This window comes from Amorphoplanes friuliensis DSM 7358, from assembly GCF_000494755.1.
GTDB classification, from domain to species: Bacteria; Actinomycetota; Actinomycetes; order Mycobacteriales; family Micromonosporaceae; genus Actinoplanes; species Actinoplanes friuliensis.
In genome coordinates, this window is record NC_022657.1 from 3,342,412 (window position 1) to 3,364,337 (window position 21,926).

A 21,926-nucleotide genomic window follows, 5' to 3' on the forward strand; every position below is an offset into this window, starting at 1 on the left:
CCTGAGCCGTTGAGGTGAAGATGGTGCACGCCCGGTGACCGTGACGACCGATCTGCAGTTCGTTGCGCTCCCTCCGATCGGCACCACCGACGTGGCGCCGGCAGTGTTCCGTTCCTCCTCCGCCCCGGCCCGCCGCACACTCGTCGACATCCTCGTCGACACCGTGCGCGCCTACACCGGTGTCGACGCGCTGGACAACGGCTCCACCCGGCTGACCTACCGCGAGCTGGCCGATGAGGTCGAGGCCGTGCGCGTCTCCCTCGCCGGGCACGGGATCGGCGTCGGTGACCGGGTCGGCGTCCGGATCTCCTCCGGTACGACCGAGCTGTACGTGGCCATCCTCGGCATCCTCAGCGCCGGCGCCGCCTATGTGCCCGTCGACGCGGACGACCCCGAGGAGCGCGCCGAACTCGTTTTCACCGAGGCCGGCGTCGCGGCGGTGCTCGGTGACGGGCTGTCGGTGTCGCTACGGCGTACGCCCGAGGGCCGGACCGGACGGCCCGGACCGGACGACGACGCCTGGATCATCTTCACCTCCGGCTCGACGGGCACCCCGAAGGGTGTTGCGGTCAGCCACGGCGCCGCGGCGGCCTTCGTCGACGCCGAGGCCGAGCTGTTCCTCGCCGGTGAGACCGCCGAGGCGATCGGCCCGCACGACCGCGTCCTGGCCGGCCTGTCGGTGGCCTTCGACGCGTCCTGCGAGGAGATGTGGCTGGCCTGGCGGCACGGCGCCTGCCTGGTCCCGGCCGAGCGCTCCCTGGTCCGCAGCGGTGTCGATCTGGGCCCGTGGCTGGCCGAGCAGCGCATCTCCGTGGTGTCCACTGTGCCCACACTGGCCGCGCTGTGGCCGGTCGAGGCGCTGGACGAGGTCCGCCTGCTGATCTTCGGCGGCGAGGCCTGCCCGCCGGAGCTCGCGGAGCGCCTGGCCGTCGAGGGCCGCGAGGTCTGGAACACGTACGGCCCGACCGAGGCGACCGTGGTCGCGTGCGCCGCGCCGATGACCGGCCAGGGTCCGGTGCGCATCGGGCTGCCGCTCGCCGGCTGGGAGCTCGCCGTGGTCGATGCGGCCGGCGAGCCCGTCGCGATGGGCGAGACCGGTGAGCTCGTGATCGGTGGTGTGGGTCTCGCGCGCTACCTGGACCCGCAGAAGGACGCCGAGAAGTTCGCGCCGCTGCCGTCGCTGGGCTGGGAGCGGGCCTACCGCAGTGGTGACATCGTCAAGGCCGAGCCCGAGGGGCTGCTGTTCGTCGGTCGCGGTGACGAGCAGGTCAAGCTGGGCGGGCGCCGCATCGAGCTCGGTGAGGTCGACGCCGCACTGCAGGCGCTGCCCGACGTCGTGGGCGCTGCCGCCGCCGTCAAGCGGACCGCCGCGGGCAATCAGCTTCTGGTCGGCTACGTAGTGCCGCGTGAGGGTGTCGACTTCGACGCCGCGGCAGCCGCGCTCCGGGTTCGTGAGCAGCTGCCGGCCGCGCTCGTGCCGTTGCTGGCCGTCGTGGAGGCGCTGCCGACCCGCACCTCCGGCAAGGTCGACCGGGCCGCGCTGCCCTGGCCGCTGGCCACCGCCCAGGACGCGGCCGGTGAGCTGACCGCGACCGAGGCGTGGCTGGCCGGCGGCTGGGAGGAGATCCTCGGCGTGCGCCCGTCCGAGGCGGGCGCCGACTTCTTCAACAACGGCGGCGGCAGCCTGAGCGCCGCGCAGCTGGTGGCCTGGATCCGGCGTGTGCACCCGCGCGTCTCGGTCGCCGACATCTACCTGCACCCGAGGCTGTCGCAGCTGGCGACGGTGCTCGACGCGCTCGGCACCACCGCGGTGACCCGGCGCGAGGTCCGGCCGACACCGCGGCGCACCGGACTGTTCCAGGCCGTGCTGATGCTGCCGATGCTCGCTCTCGTCGGGCTGCGCTGGCTGACCGTCCTGGCCGCGCTCGGCAACGTCGTCGCTCTGATCGTTCCCGCGCCGTGGGCGCCGTCCGTCTCCTGGTGGTGGGTGGCCGGTGGCTGGGCGCTGCTGTTCAGCCCGCTCGGCCGCATCGCCCTGGCCGCCGGGGGAGCGCGGTTGCTGCTGCGCGGTGTCCGCCCGGGCAACTACCCGCGCGGTGGCAGCGTGCACGTCCGGCTGTGGGCCGCCGAGCGGCTCGCCGAGCTGACCGGCGCGACGGCCGTCGCCGGTGCCGCGTGGATGCTCACGTACGCCCGGGCCCTCGGTGCTCAGGTCGGCCCGGACGTCAACCTGCACTCCGCGCCGCCCGTCACGGGCCTGCTCAAGCTGGGCCGCGGTGCCGCGATCGAGCCCGAGGTCGACCTGTCCGGTCACTGGGTCGACGGTGACATCGTGCGCATCGGCAAGGTGCGTGTCGGCGCCGGTGCCCGCGTCGGTTCGCGCAGCACGCTGATGCCCGGTGCCCGTGTCGGCAAGGGTTCGCGGATCGCCGCCGGCTCGACGGTGTCCGGTGCCGTCCCGGCCGGTCAGCGCTGGGCCGGCTCACCGGCGGCGCCTGCCGCCAAGGACCAGGCCGCCTGGCCCGCCCAGCGTCCGGTCCGGTCCCGCTTCCGGTCCCGTTTCTGGGCCCTCGCGTACGGCGTGACGGCACAACTGCTCGGCCTCGTGCCCGTCGTGGCCGCCCTGCCCGGGCTCGCCCTGCTCGGCTGGACTCTCGCGTACCGGCCCGCCGCCGGTCCGGTGCTCGCGGCCGTGGCGGTGGCGACGATCGCCTACTTCGCCGGGTACGCGCTGATCGTGCTGGTCGCGGTCAGGCTGCTCAGCATCGGCCTGCGCGCCGGCTACCACCCCGTGCAGGGGCGGGTGGCCTGGCAGGTGTGGGCGACCGAGCGCCTGATGGGCATGGCCCGGGTCGGGCTGTTCCCGCTCTACGCCAGCCTCTTCACACCGGTGTGGCTGCGCCTGCTGGGCGCCAAGGTGGGCCGCGGTGTCGAGGCGTCCACGGTCCTGGCGCTCCCGGCGATGACCACGGTCGACGACGGGGCGTTCCTGGCCGACGACACGATGGTCGCCACGTACGAGCTGAGCCACGGGTGGCTGCGTGTCGCCCCGGCCCGCATCGGCAAGCAGGCGTTCCTCGGCAACTCCGGCATGGCCGCGCCCGGCCGGAACGTGCCCAAGCGCGGCCTGGTCGGCGTGCTGTCGTCGGCGCCGCGCAAGGCCAAGAAGGGCTCGTCGTGGCTCGGTGCGCCGCCGATGCCGCTGCGCCGGACCGTCGAGGCCGCCGACACCAGCCGCACCTTCGACCCGCCGCTGCGGCTCAAGCTCGCCCGGGCCACCATCGAGCTGTGCCGGATCATCCCCGTGATGATCGCCGCGGCGCTCGCCACCGCGGTCCTCGGTGCCCTCGCGGTCGTGTGGGAGCTCGCCGGAGGGTGGATGGCCGCGCTGGCCGCCGGACCGGTGATGCTGGCCGCGGCCCTGGTCGCCGCCCTGATCGCGACGGCCGCCAAGTGGCTGCTCGTCGGAAAGTTCCGGGTCGCCGACCGCGCGTTGTGGACGTCCTTCGTCTGGCGCAACGAGCTCGCCGACACCTTCGTCGAGGTGCTCGCGGCGCCGTGGCTGATGCGTTTTGCCGCCGGGACGCCGCTGCTCACGGCCTGGCTGCGGACCCTCGGTGCCAAGATCGGCCGGGGTGTGTGGCTGGAGACCTACTGGCTGCCGGAGTACGACCTGGTCCGTCTCGGTGACGGCGCCACGGTGAACCGCGGTTGTGTGGTCCAGACCCACTTGTTCCATGATCGTGTCATGAGCATGGATCAGGTGACCCTCGGCGCGGGCGCCGCCCTGGGCCCGCACGGCATCGTCCTGCCCGGCGCCAGCATCGGCGCCCGGACCACCGTCGGCCCCGGTTCCCTGGTCACCCGCGGCGACGCGGTCCCCGAGGACAGCCGCTGGCTCGGCAACCCCATCGCGACCTGGCCCGCGCCGGCTGCTCGAGCGTGACCCCGAAGGCGCCTGCGAACGGTGCCGACCGTTCGACCGACTCCTACCTTCCGGGGCACGGCAACGGCGGCTACCGGGTGCTGCACTACGACCTCGATCTGGACTACCGGGTCCTGTCCAACCGTCTCGCCGGCCGGGCCACCCTCACCGCGACGGCCACCCAGTCGCTGTCGCGGTTCACGGTCGACCTGGGCCGCCTGCGGATCCAGGACATCCGGGTGGACGGCCGGCCGGCGAAGTACGTCCACCGCCCGGACAAGGTCCAGATCAGACCCGAGCGTCCGATCCACGCCGGGGACACCTTCCGGGTCGACATCCGGTACGCGGGGAAGCCCGTGCCCGTCTCCGGCCGCTGGGGTGACCTCGGGTGGGACGAGCTGACCGACGGGGTGCTCGTCGCCAGCCAGCCGAACGGGTCACCGTCGTGGTTCCCGTGCAACGACCAGCCCGCGGACAAGGCCGCCTTCCGGGTGGCGATCACGACGTCCTCGGCGTACACGGTGCTGGTGACCGGTGACCTGGTCTCCCGCCGCCGGGGTCCGGGGAGCACGACCTGGGTCTACGAGCGCCTCGAACCCACCTCGCCCTATCTGATGAGCGTCCAGATCGGACGGTACGAGCTGGTCGACCTGTCCGTCGGGGGAGTGGTCCAGCGCGCCGCGATCCCGCCCGCCGTCCGCACGCGGTTCGCCCACGATTTCGGCCGGCACGGTCAGATCATGGAGACGATGCAGCGCTTCTTCGGGCCGTACCCGTTCCGGGAGTACATGGTCGTGGTCGCCGACGACGACCTCGACGACCCGGTCGAGGCGCAGGGCATGGCCATCTTCGGCAAGAACCACGTCGACGGGCGGCGCACCCACGAGCGGCTCGTCGCGCACGAGCTGGCCCATCAGTGGTTCGGCAACAGCCTCACGGTTGCCGACTGGCGGCACATCTGGCTCAACGAGGGTTTTGCCACCTACGCCGAGTGGCTGTGGTCCGGCGTCGGCGGCGAGTTGTCGGCGGACGCGCTGGCGGTCCACTGGTACACCCGCATCGCCGCGCGCCCGGCGGACGTCGTGGTGGCCGATCCCGGCATCGCCCGGATGTTCGACCCGCTGGTCTACAAGCGGGGTGCGCTCACGCTGCACGCCCTGCGCAAAAAGATCGGCGACGAGTCGTTCTTCGCCTGCCTGCGGTCCTGGGTGGCCGAACATCAGCACGCCACCGTGACCACCGAGCAGTTCCGCGAGCACGCGCAGCGCTTCGCCCGGGAGCCTCTGGACGCCCTGTTCACCGCCTGGCTCGACCGCGCCGCCCTGCCTCCGCTACCTCGCTAGAAGTCGTTTGTGGCCGGTTTCGGGGGACACGTCTCCGCATACTTTTGAATCCGACAACAAAAGTTCTGCCTCAAACATTGAAACTTCTGTGTGGCCACTCGATAGTGGACCGTGATGTTCATCTCCGGGAATTGAGCCGGTAACGCTCGCACGAAGGAGCAGCATGGTCCGTGCCCTCGTCCTCAGTCTCGTGACCGCCGCCGCGGCGGTCGCGATCAGCCCCGCAACCGCACACGCCGCCGAGCTTCCGCCGCAGGAACCCGGTGTCACCCTCCGCACCTTCGACACCCGGGTCCCGCTGACCGCGATCTGCAAGCTCAAGCCGGGTCAGACGCCCAATGTCGACAGGCTGACACCGACCATCGACTACCGCACCGACGCCGACTTCGGCCTCTCGGACAACTTTGTGGCGCACGTCCTCGGCAACCTGAACGTCCCGGCCGACGGAGCGTACGCCTTCCGGCTGACCAGCGACGACGGTTCCCGGCTGTACCTCGACGACGCCGAGGTGATCGACAACGACGGGCTGCACGGCGTCGTGTCCAAGGACAACACGGTCACGCTGACCGCCGGTGTGCACGCCCTGCGCATCGAGTACTTCGAGGCGGGCGGCGGCCAGGAGCTGTCGCTGGCCTGGCAGCCTCCGGGTGCGGACGCCTTCGTGCCCGTGCCGACGAGCGTGCTGAGCACCGACGCGGAGGTCGTCCGCGTGACGGCGCCGGGTCAGAAGCAGTGTGAGGGCGCCTTCGACACCCCGGGCGACGGTCTGCCGCTCGACGCGGTCAACCCCGGTTACACGCTGACCAACCTGCGCCCCGAGGGCTTCCAGCCGCAGGTGTCGGCCATGGACTGGCTGGACGACGGCCGCATGGTCATCACCACCTGGGGTGGCAGCGACGAGGTCAAGGGTGAGGTCTACATCGTCAGCGGTGTGACCGGCAAGACCGGCCCGAGCAAGGTCAAGTACAAGAAGATCGCCGGTGGGCTCAAGGAGCCGATGGGTGTCGCCGTGGTCGACGACACCATCTACGTCTCGCAGAAGCACGAGCTCACCGAGCTGCAGGACACCAACGGTGACGAGGTCACCGACTCGATGCGGACGGTCGCGACCTGGCCGTTCGGCGGCAACTTCCACGAGTTCGCGTTCGGGCTGCTCTACCGGGGCGGGGACTTCTACCTGAACCTGTCGGTGTCCATCAACCTCGGTGGTGCCACGACCAACCCGCAGCCGGTCGCCAACCGCGGGACCAGCCTCAAGGTCAACCGCCGCACCGGCAAGGTCACCTACGTCGCCGGTGGTCTGCGGACGCCGAACGGCCTCGGCTGGGGCCCGCAGGGTGAGCTCTTCGTCGCCGACAACCAGGGTGGCTGGCTGCCGTCGTCGAAGCTGCTGCACATCAAGCAGGACCGGTTCTTCAACCACTACACCAACCCCGCCGGCCCGTACGACGACAACGCTGTCACCAAGCCGATGCTGTGGCTGCCGCAGAACGAGATCGCGAACTCCCCGAGCACCCCGGTCACGCTGAAGAAGGGGCCGTTCGAGGGTCAGCTGATCTTCGGTGACGTGACCTACGGTGGTCTGCAGCGGGCGTACCTGGAGAAGGTCCATGGTGAGTACCAGGGTGCGGTGTTCCGCCACACCCAGGGCCTCGAGTCGGGTGTCAACCGCACGACCATCGGCCCGGACGGGTCGATCTACATCGGCGGGCTCGGCTCGGACGGCAACTGGGGCCAGGAGGGCAAACTCCGGTACGGCCTGCAGAAGCTCACCCCCAACGGTGTGACGGCGTTCGACATGAAGTCGATGAGCGCCACCAGCACGGGCTTCACCGTCGAGTACACCAAGCCGCTGTCCGCCGAGACCGTGGCGAACATCGCGAAGGGCTACCAGGTCGAGCAGTGGCGGTATGCGGCCACCCCGGCGTACGGGGGTCCGAAGGTCGACGAGAAGAAGCTGACGGTGACCGCGGCCAAGGTCTCCTCCGACCGCCGCAAGGTGACCCTGACCGTCGACGGGCTGGAGCGTGACCGGGTCGTCCACCTCCGGTCACCCCGCCCGTTCAGCGCGGCCGGCGGCGAGCAGCTCTGGAGCACCGAAGCCTGGTACACCCTCAACGCCATCCCCGGTCCCGAGGCCGACCAGGTCTTCTACGAGGCCGAGGAGGGCCGCCGCCAGGGCACTGCCGCGCTCGCCACCGATCACCCGGGTCACTCGGGCGTCGGTTTTGTCGCCGGCTTCGGCAACCTCAACGCCAGCACGACGGTGCACACCGAGGTGAGCAAGAAGGGCGAGTACGAGGTCGGCCTGCGCTACTCCAACGGTCCGGACCCGTTCGCAGGCAACAAGACCGTGAGCATCCACGTCAACGGCCGCAAGATCCGCCAGACCGTGCTCCCCAGCACGGTGACCTGGAACGACTGGGCGACCAAGACCGAGCGGCTGACCCTGCTCGAGGGGGCCAACACGATCGAGTACCGCGTGGACGCGCTCGACACGGGTCACGTGAACCTCGACCTGGTCACCGTGCGCAAGCCCGGCCAGCGGATCACGCTCTTCGACGGCAAGAACCTGACCGAGTGGCAGCACACCGACGGGCGCACGGCGAGCTGGCCGCGCGTCGCCGGCAACGCCATGGAGGTCTGCTGCGGTGACCTGCGCACCCGTCAGGCCTTCGGCGACTACAAGCTCCACGTCGAGTTCAAGGTGCCGCTGCTGCCGCCGGAGGTCACCGGCCAGAACCGTGGCAACAGCGGTGTCTACCAGCAGGAGCGTTACGAACTCCAGATCCTCGACTCGTACGGGGACACCACGCTGGACAACAACGAGGCGGGAGCGATCTACACCCAGAAGCCGCCGGACGTGAACGCGGCCAAGGCACCGGAGGTCTGGCAGACGTACGACATCGACTTCCGCGCGGCCCGTTTCGACGCGGCCGGTGCCAAGACGGAGAACGCCCGCATCTCCGTGGTGTGGAACGGCGTCACCGTGCACAAGAACTACGAGATCACGACGGTGACCGGCGGCAGCATCGCCGAGGGCCCGTCGACCGGCTCGATCCGGCTGCAGGACCACGGCAACAAGGTCCAGTACCGCAACATCTGGATCGAACCGCGTAACTGAGCGAGCGCTGTGCCCAGGACTCACGGGTCCTGGGCACAGCCCGTCAGAACGCGTACCGGATGCGGCAGTAGGGAGTGCGTGCGGCGATCAGCTCGGTGAGCGCCGCGACGTAACCGCCCTTGGCGCCCGTCCGGTAACGCACGTTCCACGAGCCGTTCTGCGAGCGTTTCGGCTGCTGGAGCTCGGGACGCCAGATCAGCTCCTCGGCCTTGGGGTGCCAGCCGAGGTTCACCTCGTGCAGATCGCGGTTGTGCGTCAGGAAGATGACCTCGGCCGCCAGCTGTGCCTTGGCCGCCGCGCCGATGCCCGCGTCGAGCTGGTCCAGCAGCTCGGCCCAGTCCGCCAGCCAGCCGTCACGGACGACGACCGGGCTGAAGTTGACGTGCACCTCGTAACCGGCGGCCACGAAGTCGTCGATCGCCGCGATGCGTTCGGCGATCGGTGACGTGCGGATGTCGAGGATCTTGGCATCGCGGGCCGGCATGAGGGAGAACCGGATCCGGGTGCGGCCCTGCGGATCCCAGTCGAGCAGGTCACGGTTGACGTGTTTGGTGGCGAACGACGCCTTGGCGGTCGGCAGCCACCGGAACAGCTCGACCAGGTCCCGGACGTTGTCACTGATCCTCGCGTCGAGGCTGCAGTCGGAATTCTCCCCGATGTCGTAGACCCATGCCTCGGGGTCGCACTCGTTCGGTGCCGGCTTGGTGCCCTGGCGCGCCACGTGACGGTGGACGTACCCGGTGATCTTGTCGATGTTGGCGAAGACCGTGACGGGGTTGCTGTAACCCTTGTGCCGCGGCACGTAGCAGTAGGCGCAGGCCATGGCGCAGCCGTTGGCCGTCGACGGCGCGATGAAGTCGGCGGAGCGGCCGTTCGGCCGGGCGGTGAGGGTCTTCTTGACGCCGAGCACGAGCGCCTCGCGTTTGATGCGCACCCACCGGTGGACGTTCGCCTCGTCGCCGTGCAGCTCGGGGATGCGCTGGTGGCTGTCGACCTCGACCAGCTGGGCCTCCGGGAAGCGGGCCAGGATCTCCTTGCCGCGCGGCAGGGCGGCAGCCGCGGGCTCGACGTAGATGCGCCGGATGTCCAGCAGGGGAGACGTCACGGCTGGTGCAATACCCGGGCGAGCAGGTCACCGAACGTCTGTAACTCGGTCGTGGAGAGCGGCGCGAACGACTCGGCCACGACCTCCCGCACGATCGCCCGCCCGCGTTGACGCAGGTCGTCGCCCTTCTCGGTGAGCCGATGACGCACCGCCCGGCCCGGTCCCGGCCGCCGCTCGATGAGTCCGCGGTCGATCATGCGCGTGGCCAGCGTGCCGAACGACTGGTCGGTCTGGAACGTGAGCTGCGCGAGATCGTGCAGCGACGCCTCCGGATTTTCGTGCAGGTGGCGCAGCGCGTCCCACTGCACGAGCGAGAGGCCGAGTGGCGCCAGCCGTTCGTTGGCGGTGCGGTGGTGCCTGATCTGCAGCCGCTTGACGGACAGACCGATCTCGGTGACGTCTCTGGGCATGCGCCGAGAATACCAGCTTGTTTATATCAACATGCTGATCTAAGGTCCCTGATATGGAAACCCTCGACCTCGACACCGCGACCGTCGTCTACACCGAGACCGGCGAGGGACACCCGGTCCTTCTTCTTCACGGTGGCGGTGGCCCCCAGACCGTCGCCGGTTTCGCCGAGCTGCTGGCCGGTGAACGCCCCGCCCGCGTGATCACCCCGACGCATCCCGGCTTCGGCGGGACCGCACGCCCGGACACGCTCGCGACCATCGGCGACCTCGCCCGGCTCTACGCCGACCTCCTGGACCGGCTCGACCTGGCCGACGTGACGGTCGTCGGCAACTCCATCGGCGGCTGGATCGCCGCCGAGCTGGCCCTGCTCGGCACGCGAAGGATCAGCGGCGTTGTCCTGGTCGACGCGGTCGGCCTCGAGGTGCCCGGCCACCCGGTGGCGGACTTCTTCGGCCTGACCTTCCCGGAGATCGCCGAGCGCAGCTACTTCGAGCCCGCCAAGTTCCAGATCGACCCGGGCGCCCTGACCCCGCAACAGCAGACGGTCATGGCCGGCAACCGCCAGACCCTCTCCGTGTACGCGGGGACGATGACCGACCCCAGCCTGCGCGAGCGCCTGTCCGGAATCACGGTCCCGGTCCGCGTCATCTGGGGTGACCACGACCGCATCGCCGACACCGACTACGGCCGCGCGTACGCGGAGGCCATCCCCGGCGCCGAGTTCGTGCTGCTCACCGAGACCGGTCACCTGCCCCAGCTGGAGTCACCGAAGCGCCTGCTCCCGGCGGTCTGGGACTTCGTGAAGACCCCCTAGGGCCGGCGTGCGGACCGCACCGGCTCGTGGAGCGGCACCCCGACACGGAAGACCGCCAGGGGCGTGGCGCCGACCCGGGCGGCCAGGCGGGCAGCCGTGGCCGGGCAGTCGAGGAGCTGGCTCAGCGGGTGGACGGCCAGCCCCGAGCGGCCCAGCGTCAGCCACGTGCGCAGCAGGCGCCGGCCCGCGTCGAGGGAGACGTCGCCGGTGAGGACCAGGACACTGCCGTCGTAGCGCAGCAGGTTCCGGCCGCTCGCGGCGAGCAGGGCGGCGAGTCCGAGCCGCCGGGTCACCGGGTAGGCCCGGAGCGCGGACGCCAGAACACGGGCCTCCCCGCGGCTCAGCTCGAGGGCGCGGTCGGTCAGGCCGTCGAGGCGGTACCGAGGGTCGCCGGGGTCGAGGCGCAGCCAGTCCCGCAGCTCCAGCGCGACCCTCGGCGTGGAGAACATCCACCGGTCGGCCACGGCGAGATCGTCGGCGAGGTCGCGGCTCGGCACGTGGACGAGCCCCGGCTCCAGGCCCGCGGTGGACACGACGCCGGGCCGGTAAGCACCCCGGGCGACGCGCCGGGCGGACACGTCAGCCGCGGTGAACGGTGTGACATAAGGGCTCGGGGCCGCCAGGAGACGTCGTGAGTCGTAGGTGACGGAGAGCCCGGCGTCGGCGGCCACGATCAGGCACGTCTCCACGAACGCCCCCAGCCCGAGCCTCAGATCACGCCCGCCGGGATCCGAGCCCGGCAGCGCCCGCGCCGGGTCGATCCCGATGACGATCTCGTCGGCGCGGTACTCCAGCGTCCACGGCTGCGTGTTGTGCGCACTCGGCGCCCGCCGGTAGATCGCCTCGTGGGCGCGGAACTCCTCGACCCAGCTCATCGTGCGGCCCTCTCGTAGAACGTGTAACCGTGCAGCGGGCGGCCACCGGCACGTCGGTAGTGGGCGGCGGAGGCCGCGTTGTCGCGTTCGACGAAGGTGCTGCGCAGCGATCGGTATCCGCCGGCCTCGAGGTGGCGGTGGACCTCGCGGGACAGCAGCCTGAGATAACCGCGCCCCTGCTCGTCCGGCACGGTGCCCTTGATGACCAGCACCGCGTCGCGGCGGTACCGCGACCGGGTGGCGAGCAGGCGCAGTTGTTCGAGGACCCCGAGCCGCCCGCCGACCGTCATCAGGAACTCCGAGATGTCCGGCACCGCCACCACGAACGAGATCGGGCGGCCCGCCTTCTCCAGCCACACCAGCAGGCCCTCGTCGAGCAGGAACGACAACCCGTCGGTCTGCTCGGCCAGCTGGGCCGCGGAGATCTCGGTGTAGTAGCCCAGCTGCGCAAAACTCGCGTTCAGCATTCCGCGCAGGACCGGCAGCTGCTCCCGCAACCGGCGGCGCGAGCCGTGCCGGATCACCAGGTCCTCCGCGGCCAGGCGGGTGTCGTCGAACGGGTACGCCGCCGCCGAGCCGGACACGTCCACGATCCACGTGTCGGCCTCGAAGCGACGGGTGAAGCCGTGGCGCTCGTACATGGCCGGGTAGTAGGAGGGGTTCCAGGCCGAGTCGACAAAACCGCGATCGGCGAAGCCGGAGGTGATGACCCCACCGGTCTGATTGGGCAGCAGGGCGACCGGGCCGAAGAGCGTGTCCTTTCCCGCGACGTCCATCAACGCAGCAAAGACGGCCGGGTCGTCGACGAACTCGGTGTGGCCGAAGAGCTGCCGCGGACCGGCCTTGGTGTCGAACGCCGCGTCGCGGTGCACGCTGGTCCGCCCGACAACACGGCCGGTGATGTCGCGGACGATGAACAGCTCGGCGGTCCGGCGCTGCGCGGCGATCACCGGTGCCGGCAGCGGCACGTAGCGGTCCCGCGGGTGGAGCCGCACCGGAAGGTCGAGGAAGTCGCGGAAGTCGGCCCGCGACCGGACCGGAACCGCCTTCACGACCGGTGCACCGGCGGGCCGGCGGTCTCGGTGGACAGCGGCGTGAACGTCTCGATGTGGGACATGGTGGTGTCCTCGGCGCGCCAGACCCCGTTGCTGTACCCGTGCGGGTCGGCGTCGTAGAGGCGGATGAACCCGGCCTTGGCGTGGCGGGTGCCGTTGTCGGTGATCCAGCACATCAGGTCGCGGTGCGTCTTGCTGCGCGCGAACTTGAGCAGCGCGTCACGGTCGTCGAAGAACGCGATCGTGCCCAGGGTGAACGGGAAGCGGTAATAGACCGTGTGCCACCGGTACCCCGACATGCGTTTCATCTGCTTCACCATCCGGAAGAAGCGCCGGCTCAGCAGCAGGATCGAGCCCAGCCCGGCGTACCGGGTGGCCCCGACGAACATGGCGTTCGCCTGGCCCGCGAGCGGGACGGCGGAAAAATCGGTGGTCCTCACGGGGTACCGCCCTTCACGAGGTAAGCGCTCTTGATCTTGTTGTTGGCGTCGGTGAACGGCCCGGTGGCGTAGTCGTGCACGGCCACACGCAGGTCGGCGGCGGACGGATCCTCGGCCAGCGACTCGGCGAAGTCCCGGCTCACCGCGGTCAGATGCGCCACGATGCCGGCCCGGCAGGTCTCGGCCAGACCTGAGCGCTGCGCCGCGTCGAGCACGGCGTCGTCGCGCAGCTGGAGGTGGACGATCGGGCGGCTCTCCAGGTCGGCGTGCTCACGCAGCTCGAGACAGAAGCCCTGCAGCAGGTGAGCGAGGGTGTTGCCGGTGTAGAGCCCGTACTCGACGTCCTGGGGGTAGATGTTCGCCCCCATGTACGAGATCGTGCTGTCCTTGCGCCCGAACAGGAACAGCAGCGGCAGCCGCATCCGGTCGACCCGGAAGGCCGCCTCCGCCTCGGCCCGCGCGCCCGGATCGGTGATGGCCGCCAGCACCTCGGGGAAAGTCGCCAGCCGGCCCTCGTCACCGATGTTGTAGCGCACCTTCGGCGTCAGCACCGCCATCGAGTTGATGGTGCAGAGGATCTCCGAGTCGGCCGTCGTCTCCAGGTACGTCTCGAGCGGGTTGTACTGGAACACCATCGGCAGCCGGTGCTCGTCCGGACCGAGCAGCGCGGTGCGCAACGCGGCATCGGTACGCAGCCGGCGGCGTACCCAGACACTGAAGTCGGTCTCACCCGCCATGCCGATGGTCAGATCACTGGCGCCGTACCCGGACCGCACCTTGTGGAAGCGCTCCTCCAGATAGTCCCGCAGCGCCTCGGTCATGCCCTCGCCACCGACCAGCCCGGAGATCCGGTAGTCCGCCCACGGAAAACCCTCCGCATCGAGCTCGTCGCGCAGATGCTTCAGGAACGGCGGGTACGCGGTGACGATGTACTCGAACCCCGGCCCGAAATGCCGCAACGTGTCGACAATCTTGCGCAGATCCGGCCCGGTGTTCTTCACCATCGCAATCCGCGCCATGGCAATACCGGTGTTCGTGCCCGTCGCCCAAGCACCCATCGAGTACGCGTTGACGACGAACCGCCGCTTCGACGGAAAGACCATCGTCGCGTACCCGGCCAGATTCTTGTGCACCGACCGCAGCTCCCGCCGCCCGCGCACCCAGTTGTAGGGCCGCCCGGACGACCCCGACGACTCGTCCACGACACTCCCGGCAATCTCCAGCTCACCGTGCCAGCAGCGCTCGTTCTCCGGGTACGCGTCGACGTACGACCGTTTCCCCGTCGGCGGGTAGCTCGTCAGCTCGAACCACCGGAACGCCCACCCGTTACGGCCCAGGAAATCCCGGTACGCCGGCACATCCAACGCCGCGAACTGACAGGTCATCCACGCGTTCAGCCGAGCAAACCGCCCGAGCTGCGGCCGGTAGTTCCGCGCCATCAACCGCCACGCCGCCGGATGAATCCGGTACAGCGTGTACAGCCCACTGAGCGCCGAACTGGCAATCCGCAACGTCCACTGCCGCACAAAGCTCATCACGCGAATCACCCTAGAAACCCGCGCGCCCCACCACCTCAGCGTTGTTACTCAGCCCCAGTGAGTACCCGACCCTAGCGCTGCGCCGTCCCCGAAGGCAGCAATTAACTGGCTCTCGGCGCCGTCTTCCATGGTGCACAATCACGCCGTGACGAATGCCGCCCTGATGGCTATGCAGCGGGCCGTTCAGCGCAGTTGGACACCGGACAGTCACTGGCATATCGGTGACCTGGCGTGGCAGCGGTCAACGCTGCCGTATCGCACTGTGGAAATGTGGCGGGACGCGGACGGTGAGGTCGTGGCCTGGGCCGGGCTGATCCGGCCGGGCGGCCTCGAACTGCATGCGTCACCGAGTCTGGTGCCCACGGTGCTGCGCTGGTTCGACCAGGCGGCCGGTTCGGTCGAGCAGACGGTGACCGCGATGGACACCGACACCGCATTGATCGCTGGTCTCAGGAACTCCGGGTACTGCGAAGCGGACGAACCGTACTTCCGGCACTGCGTCCGTGATCTGGACGGCGACCTCCCCGCGCCAACCCTGCCCGATGGCTACCGGGTGCGCGCAACCCGGCGCGGTGAGGTGGCCGAGCGGGCCGCGGTTCATCGGGCGGCGTGGCGCCCGAAGTCGCTCGGCCGGCTGCAGGTGCCGCCGGTGGACCTCGGTGACGGCGAGTCAGGCATGGCCACCGAGCGTTACCGGGTGATCGCGGAGACCTGGCCTTACCGGCGTGATCTCGACCTGGTGGTGGAGGCGTCCGACGGGACCCTGGTGGCGTCCGCACTCGGCTGGTACGACGACGTCAACCGGGCCGCTCTGCTCGAACCGGTCGGCACCGATCCCCGGCATGCCCGGCGTGGCCTCGGAGCTGCCGTCAGCCTGGCCTGCCTGCGGTCCATGCGTGACGCCGGCGCGACCCTCGCCGTGGTGTGCCCCCGTGGTGACACCGGCTACCCAGTGCCCCGAGAGCTGTATCACCGAATCGGCTTCCGCGACGCCGGACGCACCGTCACCTATCGACGGGCGGCCTGACGCAGCGAGATAGTGACCGCGTGAGCACGCCGGACGCGGACGGTGTCAAGCACCCGACCGTGGTCGCCCCGGCCCGGATCGCCCTTTTCGAGAAAACCATCGAGTTGGCTGGTCATGCAGGAGACGATGCGGGCGTTCCGCGAGGACGCCGGGTATTACGCCCACGGCGGCGCGACGAACGTGGTGTCGCTGAAGTTCACCGTGGCGGTGCTCCAAGAGCTGGCGCCCGGGATGGTGCTGACCGGTTTCGGGTATCAGGATCAGCGCGTGGTGTCCGAGGCGGAATTCGAGGAGACAGCCCAGGAGGACTGCGACGGGTGACGCCCGTTGAGTTCCGGCACCTACTTGCTTGTCCGGCCCGGATCGTCGATTCCCAGCGCTGCCGTGAAGGCTGAGAACGTCGGGCTGATGGTTCGCCAGTGGTACTGCCCGGGGACTGTCCAGATGTCGCTGCCGACGACGGACGGATCGGCCCGATCAGTCCGGTAGTCCAGCGCGATTGCCGTGTCGTCGCCGACACGCTCGCTCACCGCGATGAAGTGAGCTTGTTCGACGTCGAGCCACGGTAGGCCGGCCGTGTCTGCCGGGAGGCGCGGGCGGGCGAGGTGGAAGAGTCGCGCAGCCTCGTCGTCATCCACCAGCCGGTCCAGAGCACGCGACTGCCGTTCCATGTCCTCCACATCGCCCAGGAAGTCCAGCGGGTCGCCGAACCAAGGCGCGACCTGGGCGAACGCGGCCACGCCCGGGTGTTTCCAGCGGCCTTTCCCGATGAGCCGGACCAAGAGGGCCGGAACGACCAGATGACGAACACTTCGCTGACCACCACCGAGCACGGGCGAACGGTCTCACAAGCGCGCTGCTTTCGCGAGAGCGCAGCGGGCCGGATCAGCGGGGTGTCACGGCGATGTTGTCGTAGCTCGCGGCGGTCTGGAAGACGCGGACGCCCGTGGCGCCGGAGGTCCAGGTCGTGTCGGTGACCGAGATCTTCGGGGTGGTCAGGTCGCCGACGTAGACCTTGATCGACGAGCCGATCGCCTCGATGCGCAGGTGGTACCGGGTGCCCTGGGTGATCGGCAGGGCTGCCGAGGCGAGCTGGGTCCAGTTGTTGTTCATGCGGCCGAGTACGACCCGGCCCTGGGTGGAGATGCCCGCGTAGTAGCCCTGGTGGCTGTCGGTGCCGACAGCTGCTCCGGTGGTGCGGAACAGCAGGCCGCCGTCACCGCCGCCGCCGGTCAGGGTGATGTCGGCGTCGTACGCGAGGTTGGCGAAGTTGACGTCGAGCAGCGACTTGCCGCCGGCCGACGACGCGGCGAGGTACTGGCCGCCGGAGGTCGACCAGCCGCCGCCGTAGGTCCGCCAGCCGACGGCGTTGGTGTCGTCGAAGTTGTCCTTGACCAGCATCGCGACGCGCCGGATGGTGCCGTCGGCGTTGAAGTACATGCGGTCGTAGGCGAGCTGCCGGTAGTTGCCGTCGGTCTGGCTCAGCGGCCGGCGGTGGTAGACGATGTACCAGGTCGAGGTGCCGGGCACGTTGATCACCGAGTTGTGGCCGGCGCCGCGGGCGACCGCGGGGTCCTGGTCCAGCACCCGGTCGAGCTTCACGAACGGGCCGGTGGGGGAGTCGGCGATGGCGTACGACACCGAGTAGTTGGGGCCGGTCCAGCCGCCCTCGGACCACATCAGGTAGTACTTGCCGTTGCGTTTGAACATCTGCGGGCCCTCGGTGTAGTTCGACGGGGTGATCTCCTTGTAGGTCGTCCCGTCGGCGAAGGTTCCGAGGCTGGTCATGTCGCTGTTGAGCTTCACGACGTTGGCGTGGCCCCAGCCGCCGTAGTACATGTATGCCTGGCCGTCGTCGTCGATGAAGACGTCCTGGTCGATCGGCTGCGCACCGTTGACGAACTGCGAGATCAGCGGCCGGCCGATCGCGTCGGTGTACGGCCCCTCGGGCCGGTCCGCGACCGCCACCCCGATGCCGCCGAGCGCCGAGTTGTTCTGGATGTCGTTCGCCGCGAAGTACAGGTAGTACTTGCCGTTGCGCTGCACGGGTGCCGGCGCCCACATCGCGTACTTCGCCCAGGACACCCGTGCGGTGGTGAGGACGTTCGGGTGTTTGGTCCAGTGGACGAGGTCCTGCGAGGAGAAGGCGTCGAGGTAGGTCTGCTCGGCGTAACTGCGCGACGAGGTCGGGTACACCCAGTAGGTGCTGCCGTAGACGGCCACGTCGGGATCGGCGTACAGGCCGTCGACGAAGGGGTTGCCGGCCTCGGCGGTCGTGTAGTCGGGGATCGCCGCGGCGGCGGCACCGGGCAGGGAGAACGCCGCGAGCGCGACACACATCAATCCTGCACAGGCTCGGACAGCGGTCGTACGACGGGCGCTGATCATGGTTTCTCCCCAGTGGACGGGCCGGGCAGGTGTAGACGCATTCAGGCACAAGCAATCGGAAGTTGTCAATATCCAACACTCCCGCACAGCGCCGTGACGGCTGCTCGTCCGGGTGACTCTCCGCGCGTCCGGCGCAGTGATCGGGGTGCGGGCGGCGATCGTACGGGGATGCACCGGATTGTGGTCTCCGCTCTCGCCTGCCTGACCCTGGCCGCCGCCGCTGTCCCGGCGGGAGCGGCCCCGGTCACCGGGCCTGATGCGTCCGGCGCGTCACGGCTGCGTATGGCCTGGAGCGTCACGCCGAAGATGGGGGTCGGGACGGCGCCGGTCTACCTCGCCGGCTCGACCTACCACCTCGAGGGTGTCCGCGATCCCACGAACGCCCGCTCGCTCCTGCGGGTCGTGCGGCACGACGCCGGGACCGGGCGCGCGCTGTCGTTCGCCACGGGCGCGATCGAGTCGATCATGCCGTACAAGCCGGTGACCAGCGGGAGCACGCTGTTCGTGACCACGTACCGGGAGGACACGCAGATCCGGGCGTTCCGGCCCGACGGCCGGCTGCTGTCGATGCAGAAGCAGCCCGGTCAGCAACATCCCAATCCGCCGCTGCTGTCGGGCTCGCTCCTGATCACCGTCTCCCGCTCGGAGTGCGAGGTCGACTGCAAACACACGACCGTCTTCGGCTGGCGGGTGAGCGACGGCAGCCCGGTCTGGTCGTACACGCTGCCCGGGGGCTACGTGAAACTCACGACCACCGCCGGGTATGCCGCGGTCATGATCAACACTCTGTCCACGATTACGATGACGTCCACGAACACGATGACGGTCCTCGACACCACCACCGGCAAACCGCTGTGGTCCCGGCCCGTCGAGGGCGGCAGCGGATTTGCCCTGGACGGCAAGCACGCGTACGTCTCGCGCGGGTCGATCCGGGCGTACGGGATCCGGGACGGTGAACCCGCCTGGACCGGTGCGGACGGCGGCTACAACGCTGTCCACACCAGCCCTTACGGCATCTTCGCGACGTCCGGTGACACCACCGCCGCCTACGACTCGACGGGCCGGCGCCGCTGGTGGAGCAGGATCCATCCGCGGTCCACTCTCACCGTCGACACCGGCATCGTCTATTTCCAGCAGTCCCCGAACGGCCGCGCCCGGGGTGCGGCGTACCTGGCGGCCATGCGCGCCTCCACCGGCAAGCTGCTGAGCCGGACGAAGATCTCGGACGGCGGCAGCATCGGTGACGTCGCCGTCGGTGGCGGCCGGGTCTTCACCAAAGTCCTGCTGGAACGCATCGTCGCCTTCGCCCCGGCCCGGCGCTGACCCGTCACCGCCCGGCGTCCTCCACCGGGATCCACAGCTGCGCGTCCGCCTCGCTCCCGTCCGCCGACTGCCGGACACGCAGCAGCTCCGGTCCCGGCCTGCTCCGGTACGGGTTGGACGGGAACCACTCGGTGAAGACGTCCCGCCACAGGTGCTGCAGTGTCTGCGGGAAGGCTCCGGAACTGTCGAAGACCGCCCACTTGCCGGCCTCGACGTCGAGGCTGTCCAGCCCGTCCGGTGTGGCCGCGGTGGTGGCCACGCCGTGGTAGTAGTCCAGCTCGCCGCCCTCGGCGCGGTCCTCGGGCAGGTTCACACTGGCGCTGATGATGCCACCGGGGTCCGCGCCGGACAGGGCTTCGAGGTCACGAAGGTTCTCCTTGCCGATGCCGCGGATGAACTCCGCGATCGCCGGGTTCATCCCCTCATGAACGAGAGGCACCCGGGCGTGGTGCCCGATCACCGAGAACCTCTCCCGCTCCACGATCCGGTATCGCATGCTGCTGCTCCCTTCGACAACGAGGCGGAAGGACATCCGGGGCTGTGAGCTGAGCGTGGCCGCGGTCCGGCGGGCCTCACCCGGCCCGAGACCGTGCACCGCCCGGAACGCCCGGGCGAAGGCTTCGGCGGAGCTGTAGCCGTACCGCACCGCGATGTCGAGCAGCGTCAGCCGCCCGGCGAGCACCTCCGCGCCGGCGACGGTCATCCGCCGCCGCCGGATGTACTCCGACAGCGGCATCCCGGCCAGCGACGAGAACATCCGCCGCAGGTGGTACTCCGACGTCAGCACGATCGCGGCCAGGTCCTTCGGCTCGATCTCCCCGCCGAGCTGCTGCTCGATGTGGTCCATGGCCTCGTTCAGCCGTTCCAGCACCCCGGGCTCCTTCCTGGTCACGAACCATTACGCCAGGCGGGAAGGGGGCGGCACCCGACAATCCGAGCCCGCTTCGGTCAGAGGGCGTCGAAGCGTACGCCGGTGGTCTTCTCGGAGAGCTCCCACAGCCGGCGGCCGTTCTCCGGGTCGGTGGCGGCGGGCGCCAGTTTTCCCGGTGCGGGACGACCGCGCAGCTCGCCCGGCCCGTCCGGAGCGATGAGCTGACCGGGCTGCGCCGCCGGGTCGGTGGCGGCGAAGAGCAGCGGCCGGGCGCCGCTCTCCACGGGCTGGGCCAGCAGGGGGTTGCCGATCCGGCCCAGCAGGAAACGCCACATCGGGGTGGTCGCGCTGAACTGCAGATTGGTGACGGTGTACCCGGGGTGGGCGAGCACGCTGCTCAGCGGGAGGCCCGCCGCGGTGAGCCGCCGGTGCAGCTCCACGCCGAAGATCGCGTTGGCCAGCTTGGACGTGTTGTAGTCGCCCATCGGGGAGTAGGCGCGCTCGCCGAAGGGTGGTTTTGCCTGCCGGTGGTTGACCGAGGTCACGGTGACCACCCGGGGATCGCGGCCGGCGAGCAACAGGTCGAGCAGCAGTCCGGTGAGGGCGAAGTGGCCCAGATGGTTGGTGGCGAACTGCAGCTCGTGCCCCTGCGGGCTGAGCGTGCGCGGCGGGGCCATCACGCCGGCGTTGTTGATGAGCACGTCGATCCGGGGGTGCCGGTCGTGCAGGCGGGCCGCGAAGTCACGCACGGAGTCGAGGTCGGCCAGATCGACATGTTCGATCTCGTGACCGGGAGCGACCCGGCGGGCTTTCTCCTCGTCGCGGACGGCCAGCACGACGTGTGCGCCGCGGGCGGCGAGGGCCCGGGTGGTGGCCAGGCCGAGGCCGCTCGAGGCCCCGGTGACGACAAAGGTGCGGTCGCTCAGATCGGCAGTCATGTGCCCAACTGTGCTGGCGGTGGCACAGTGTGTCAAGAGGGCCCGATTGTGTCGTCGAGGGCATGGCATAGCATCGGCGCATGAGATCGGGGACGGACAGCAGCATCGCGGGCCGCAAGCGTCAGCTCGTTGCCGACGAGCTGCGTGACGCGGCCCTGATGCTGATGGCGACCAAGGGCTTCGACGAGGTGACCGTCGACAACATCGTCGCGGCGGCCGGTCTCTCCCGGCGGACGTTCTTCCGCTACTTCGCGTCCAAGGAGGACGTGGTCGTGCAGTTCCTGGCCGGCCTGGGTGCGGGGGTCGTGGCCGAGCTCGAGAGCCGTCCCGCGGCCGAACCGCCGTCGGTGGCCCTGCGCCACGCGGTCTGGGTGCCACTCGCCGCCTGTACCGACGAGGCCGACCACACCGAGCGGGCCCGGATCGTGGTGCGCCTGGTGCTGGACCACCCGCCCCTGCACGCCCGCTGGATGGAACGCCAGATCGAGTGGCGTACGGGGCTCGCCGCAGGGCTCGCTGCCCGGCACGGCCTGGACCCGGTGACGGACCCCTACCCGGTCATGGCGGCCGGGATGGCCCTGCTCGCCCTGGAGACCGTGGTGGGCCAGTGGCGGGAGGGTGACGACGAGCGGCGGCTCGCCGAGCTGACCGACCGGGCCTTCGTCATCCTCGCTCCGGCCCTGGACGGACCCGTCGTCTGATCGGCGCCATCCCTGGCGTATTGAAGATCAACAATGCCTCTGGCCTGC

The 21,926-nt window shown here is 70.0% G+C and carries 18 protein-coding genes; 8 read left to right on the forward strand and 10 right to left on the reverse strand.

Translation table 11 applies throughout. The annotated features are described in order from the left end of the window. The first annotated feature begins 34 nt into the window (after positions 1–34). From AFR_RS15610 to AFR_RS15620, 3 genes are all read left to right on the forward strand, one after another. Positions 35–3,946 (forward strand): Pls/PosA family non-ribosomal peptide synthetase, encoded by a 3,912-nt coding sequence (locus AFR_RS15610; protein WP_023361446.1) that lies wholly within the window; start codon positions 35–37, stop codon positions 3,944–3,946. Beyond that, positions 3,943–5,268, forward strand: coding sequence for a M1 family metallopeptidase (locus tag AFR_RS15615; protein ID WP_023361447.1), 1,326 nt, complete (start codon positions 3,943–3,945; stop codon positions 5,266–5,268). Before AFR_RS15610 ends, AFR_RS15615 begins: the two co-directional genes overlap by 4 nt. A gap of 163 nt (positions 5,269–5,431) precedes the next feature. Next, complete coding sequence (locus AFR_RS15620; protein ID WP_023361448.1) at positions 5,432–8,392, forward strand: 3-keto-alpha-glucoside-1,2-lyase-like domain-containing protein; 2,961 nt, start codon at positions 5,432–5,434, stop codon at positions 8,390–8,392. A gap of 43 nt (positions 8,393–8,435) precedes the next feature. Here the strand turns inward: AFR_RS15620 and AFR_RS15625 are convergent, their stop codons facing one another. Together AFR_RS15625 and AFR_RS15630 are read right to left on the reverse strand one after the other, a co-directional pair. Beyond that, complete coding sequence (locus AFR_RS15625) at positions 8,436–9,497, reverse strand: spore photoproduct lyase family protein (RefSeq protein WP_023361449.1); 1,062 nt, start codon at positions 9,495–9,497, stop codon at positions 8,436–8,438. Continuing rightward, on the reverse strand, positions 9,494–9,907 hold the full coding sequence (locus AFR_RS15630; protein ID WP_023361450.1) for a MarR family winged helix-turn-helix transcriptional regulator: 414 nt from the start codon (positions 9,905–9,907) through the stop codon (positions 9,494–9,496). Before AFR_RS15630 ends, AFR_RS15625 begins: the two co-directional genes overlap by 4 nt. 53 nt (positions 9,908–9,960) lie before the next feature. Here AFR_RS15630 and AFR_RS15635 point away from each other — a divergent pair, with 53 nt between their 5' ends. After that, positions 9,961–10,722, forward strand: a complete 762-nt coding sequence (locus AFR_RS15635) for an alpha/beta fold hydrolase (protein ID WP_023361451.1) — start codon at positions 9,961–9,963, stop codon at positions 10,720–10,722. Here AFR_RS15635 and AFR_RS15640 read toward each other — a convergent pair. The 4 genes from AFR_RS15640 to AFR_RS15655 are packed head-to-tail and all read right to left on the reverse strand — an operon-like array spanning position 10,719 to position 14,627. Further along, on the reverse strand, positions 10,719–11,597 hold the full coding sequence (locus tag AFR_RS15640) for a nitroreductase family protein (protein ID WP_023361452.1): 879 nt from the start codon (positions 11,595–11,597) through the stop codon (positions 10,719–10,721). The genes AFR_RS15635 and AFR_RS15640 overlap by 4 nt on opposite strands. Further along, complete coding sequence (locus tag AFR_RS15645) at positions 11,594–12,649, reverse strand: GNAT family N-acetyltransferase (RefSeq protein ID WP_023361453.1); 1,056 nt, start codon at positions 12,647–12,649, stop codon at positions 11,594–11,596. The genes AFR_RS15640 and AFR_RS15645 overlap by 4 nt, the downstream gene beginning before the upstream one ends. Next, a complete protein-coding gene (locus tag AFR_RS15650; RefSeq protein WP_023361454.1) occupies positions 12,646–13,092 on the reverse strand; it encodes a hypothetical protein in 447 nt (148 codons plus the stop codon). Before AFR_RS15650 ends, AFR_RS15645 begins: the two co-directional genes overlap by 4 nt. Further along, positions 13,089–14,627, reverse strand: a complete 1,539-nt coding sequence (locus AFR_RS15655; protein ID WP_041842252.1) for a phenylacetate--CoA ligase family protein — start codon at positions 14,625–14,627, stop codon at positions 13,089–13,091. Before AFR_RS15655 ends, AFR_RS15650 begins: the two co-directional genes overlap by 4 nt. A gap of 148 nt (positions 14,628–14,775) precedes the next feature. Between AFR_RS15655 and AFR_RS15660 the strand changes: the two genes are divergently transcribed. After that, positions 14,776–15,657: a GNAT family N-acetyltransferase gene (locus AFR_RS15660; RefSeq protein WP_148307973.1), complete on the forward strand. Its 882-nt coding sequence runs from the start codon at positions 14,776–14,778 to the stop codon at positions 15,655–15,657. Positions 15,658–15,771: 114 nt separating this feature from the next. Further along, entirely contained in the window at positions 15,772–15,978 is a 207-nt protein-coding gene (locus tag AFR_RS15665) for a hypothetical protein (RefSeq protein ID WP_023361457.1), read from the forward strand. A gap of 20 nt (positions 15,979–15,998) precedes the next feature. Here AFR_RS15665 and AFR_RS15670 read toward each other — a convergent pair whose 3' ends face one another. Together AFR_RS15670 and AFR_RS15675 are read right to left on the reverse strand one after the other, a co-directional pair. Next, the gene (locus AFR_RS15670) at positions 15,999–16,397 is read right to left on the reverse strand and encodes a hypothetical protein (RefSeq protein ID WP_023361458.1); all 399 of its coding nucleotides are present in this window, start codon (positions 16,395–16,397) and stop codon (positions 15,999–16,001) included. A gap of 145 nt (positions 16,398–16,542) precedes the next feature. Then, the gene (locus AFR_RS15675) at positions 16,543–18,045 is read right to left on the reverse strand and encodes a glycoside hydrolase family 43 protein (RefSeq protein WP_238547287.1); all 1,503 of its coding nucleotides are present in this window, start codon (positions 18,043–18,045) and stop codon (positions 16,543–16,545) included. Positions 18,046–18,213: 168 nt separating this feature from the next. Between AFR_RS15675 and AFR_RS15680 the strand changes: the two genes are divergently transcribed. Further along, complete coding sequence (locus AFR_RS15680; RefSeq protein ID WP_023361460.1) at positions 18,214–19,368, forward strand: outer membrane protein assembly factor BamB family protein; 1,155 nt, start codon at positions 18,214–18,216, stop codon at positions 19,366–19,368. Between the two features lie 4 nt (positions 19,369–19,372). Here the strand turns inward: AFR_RS15680 and AFR_RS15685 are convergent, their stop codons facing one another. Then, positions 19,373–20,239 (reverse strand): AraC family transcriptional regulator, encoded by an 867-nt coding sequence (locus AFR_RS15685; protein ID WP_023361461.1) that lies wholly within the window; start codon positions 20,237–20,239, stop codon positions 19,373–19,375. Positions 20,240–20,316: 77 nt separating this feature from the next. Next, positions 20,317–21,177 carry an oxidoreductase gene (locus tag AFR_RS15690; RefSeq protein ID WP_023361462.1) on the reverse strand — a complete coding sequence of 287 codons (861 nt, stop codon included), beginning with the start codon at positions 21,175–21,177 and terminating at the stop codon, positions 20,317–20,319. 80 nt (positions 21,178–21,257) lie between these two features. Here AFR_RS15690 and AFR_RS15695 point away from each other — a divergent pair, with 80 nt between their 5' ends. Continuing rightward, complete coding sequence (locus AFR_RS15695; protein ID WP_023361463.1) at positions 21,258–21,878, forward strand: acyl-CoA-like ligand-binding transcription factor; 621 nt, start codon at positions 21,258–21,260, stop codon at positions 21,876–21,878. The last annotated feature ends 48 nt before the right edge of the window (positions 21,879–21,926 follow it).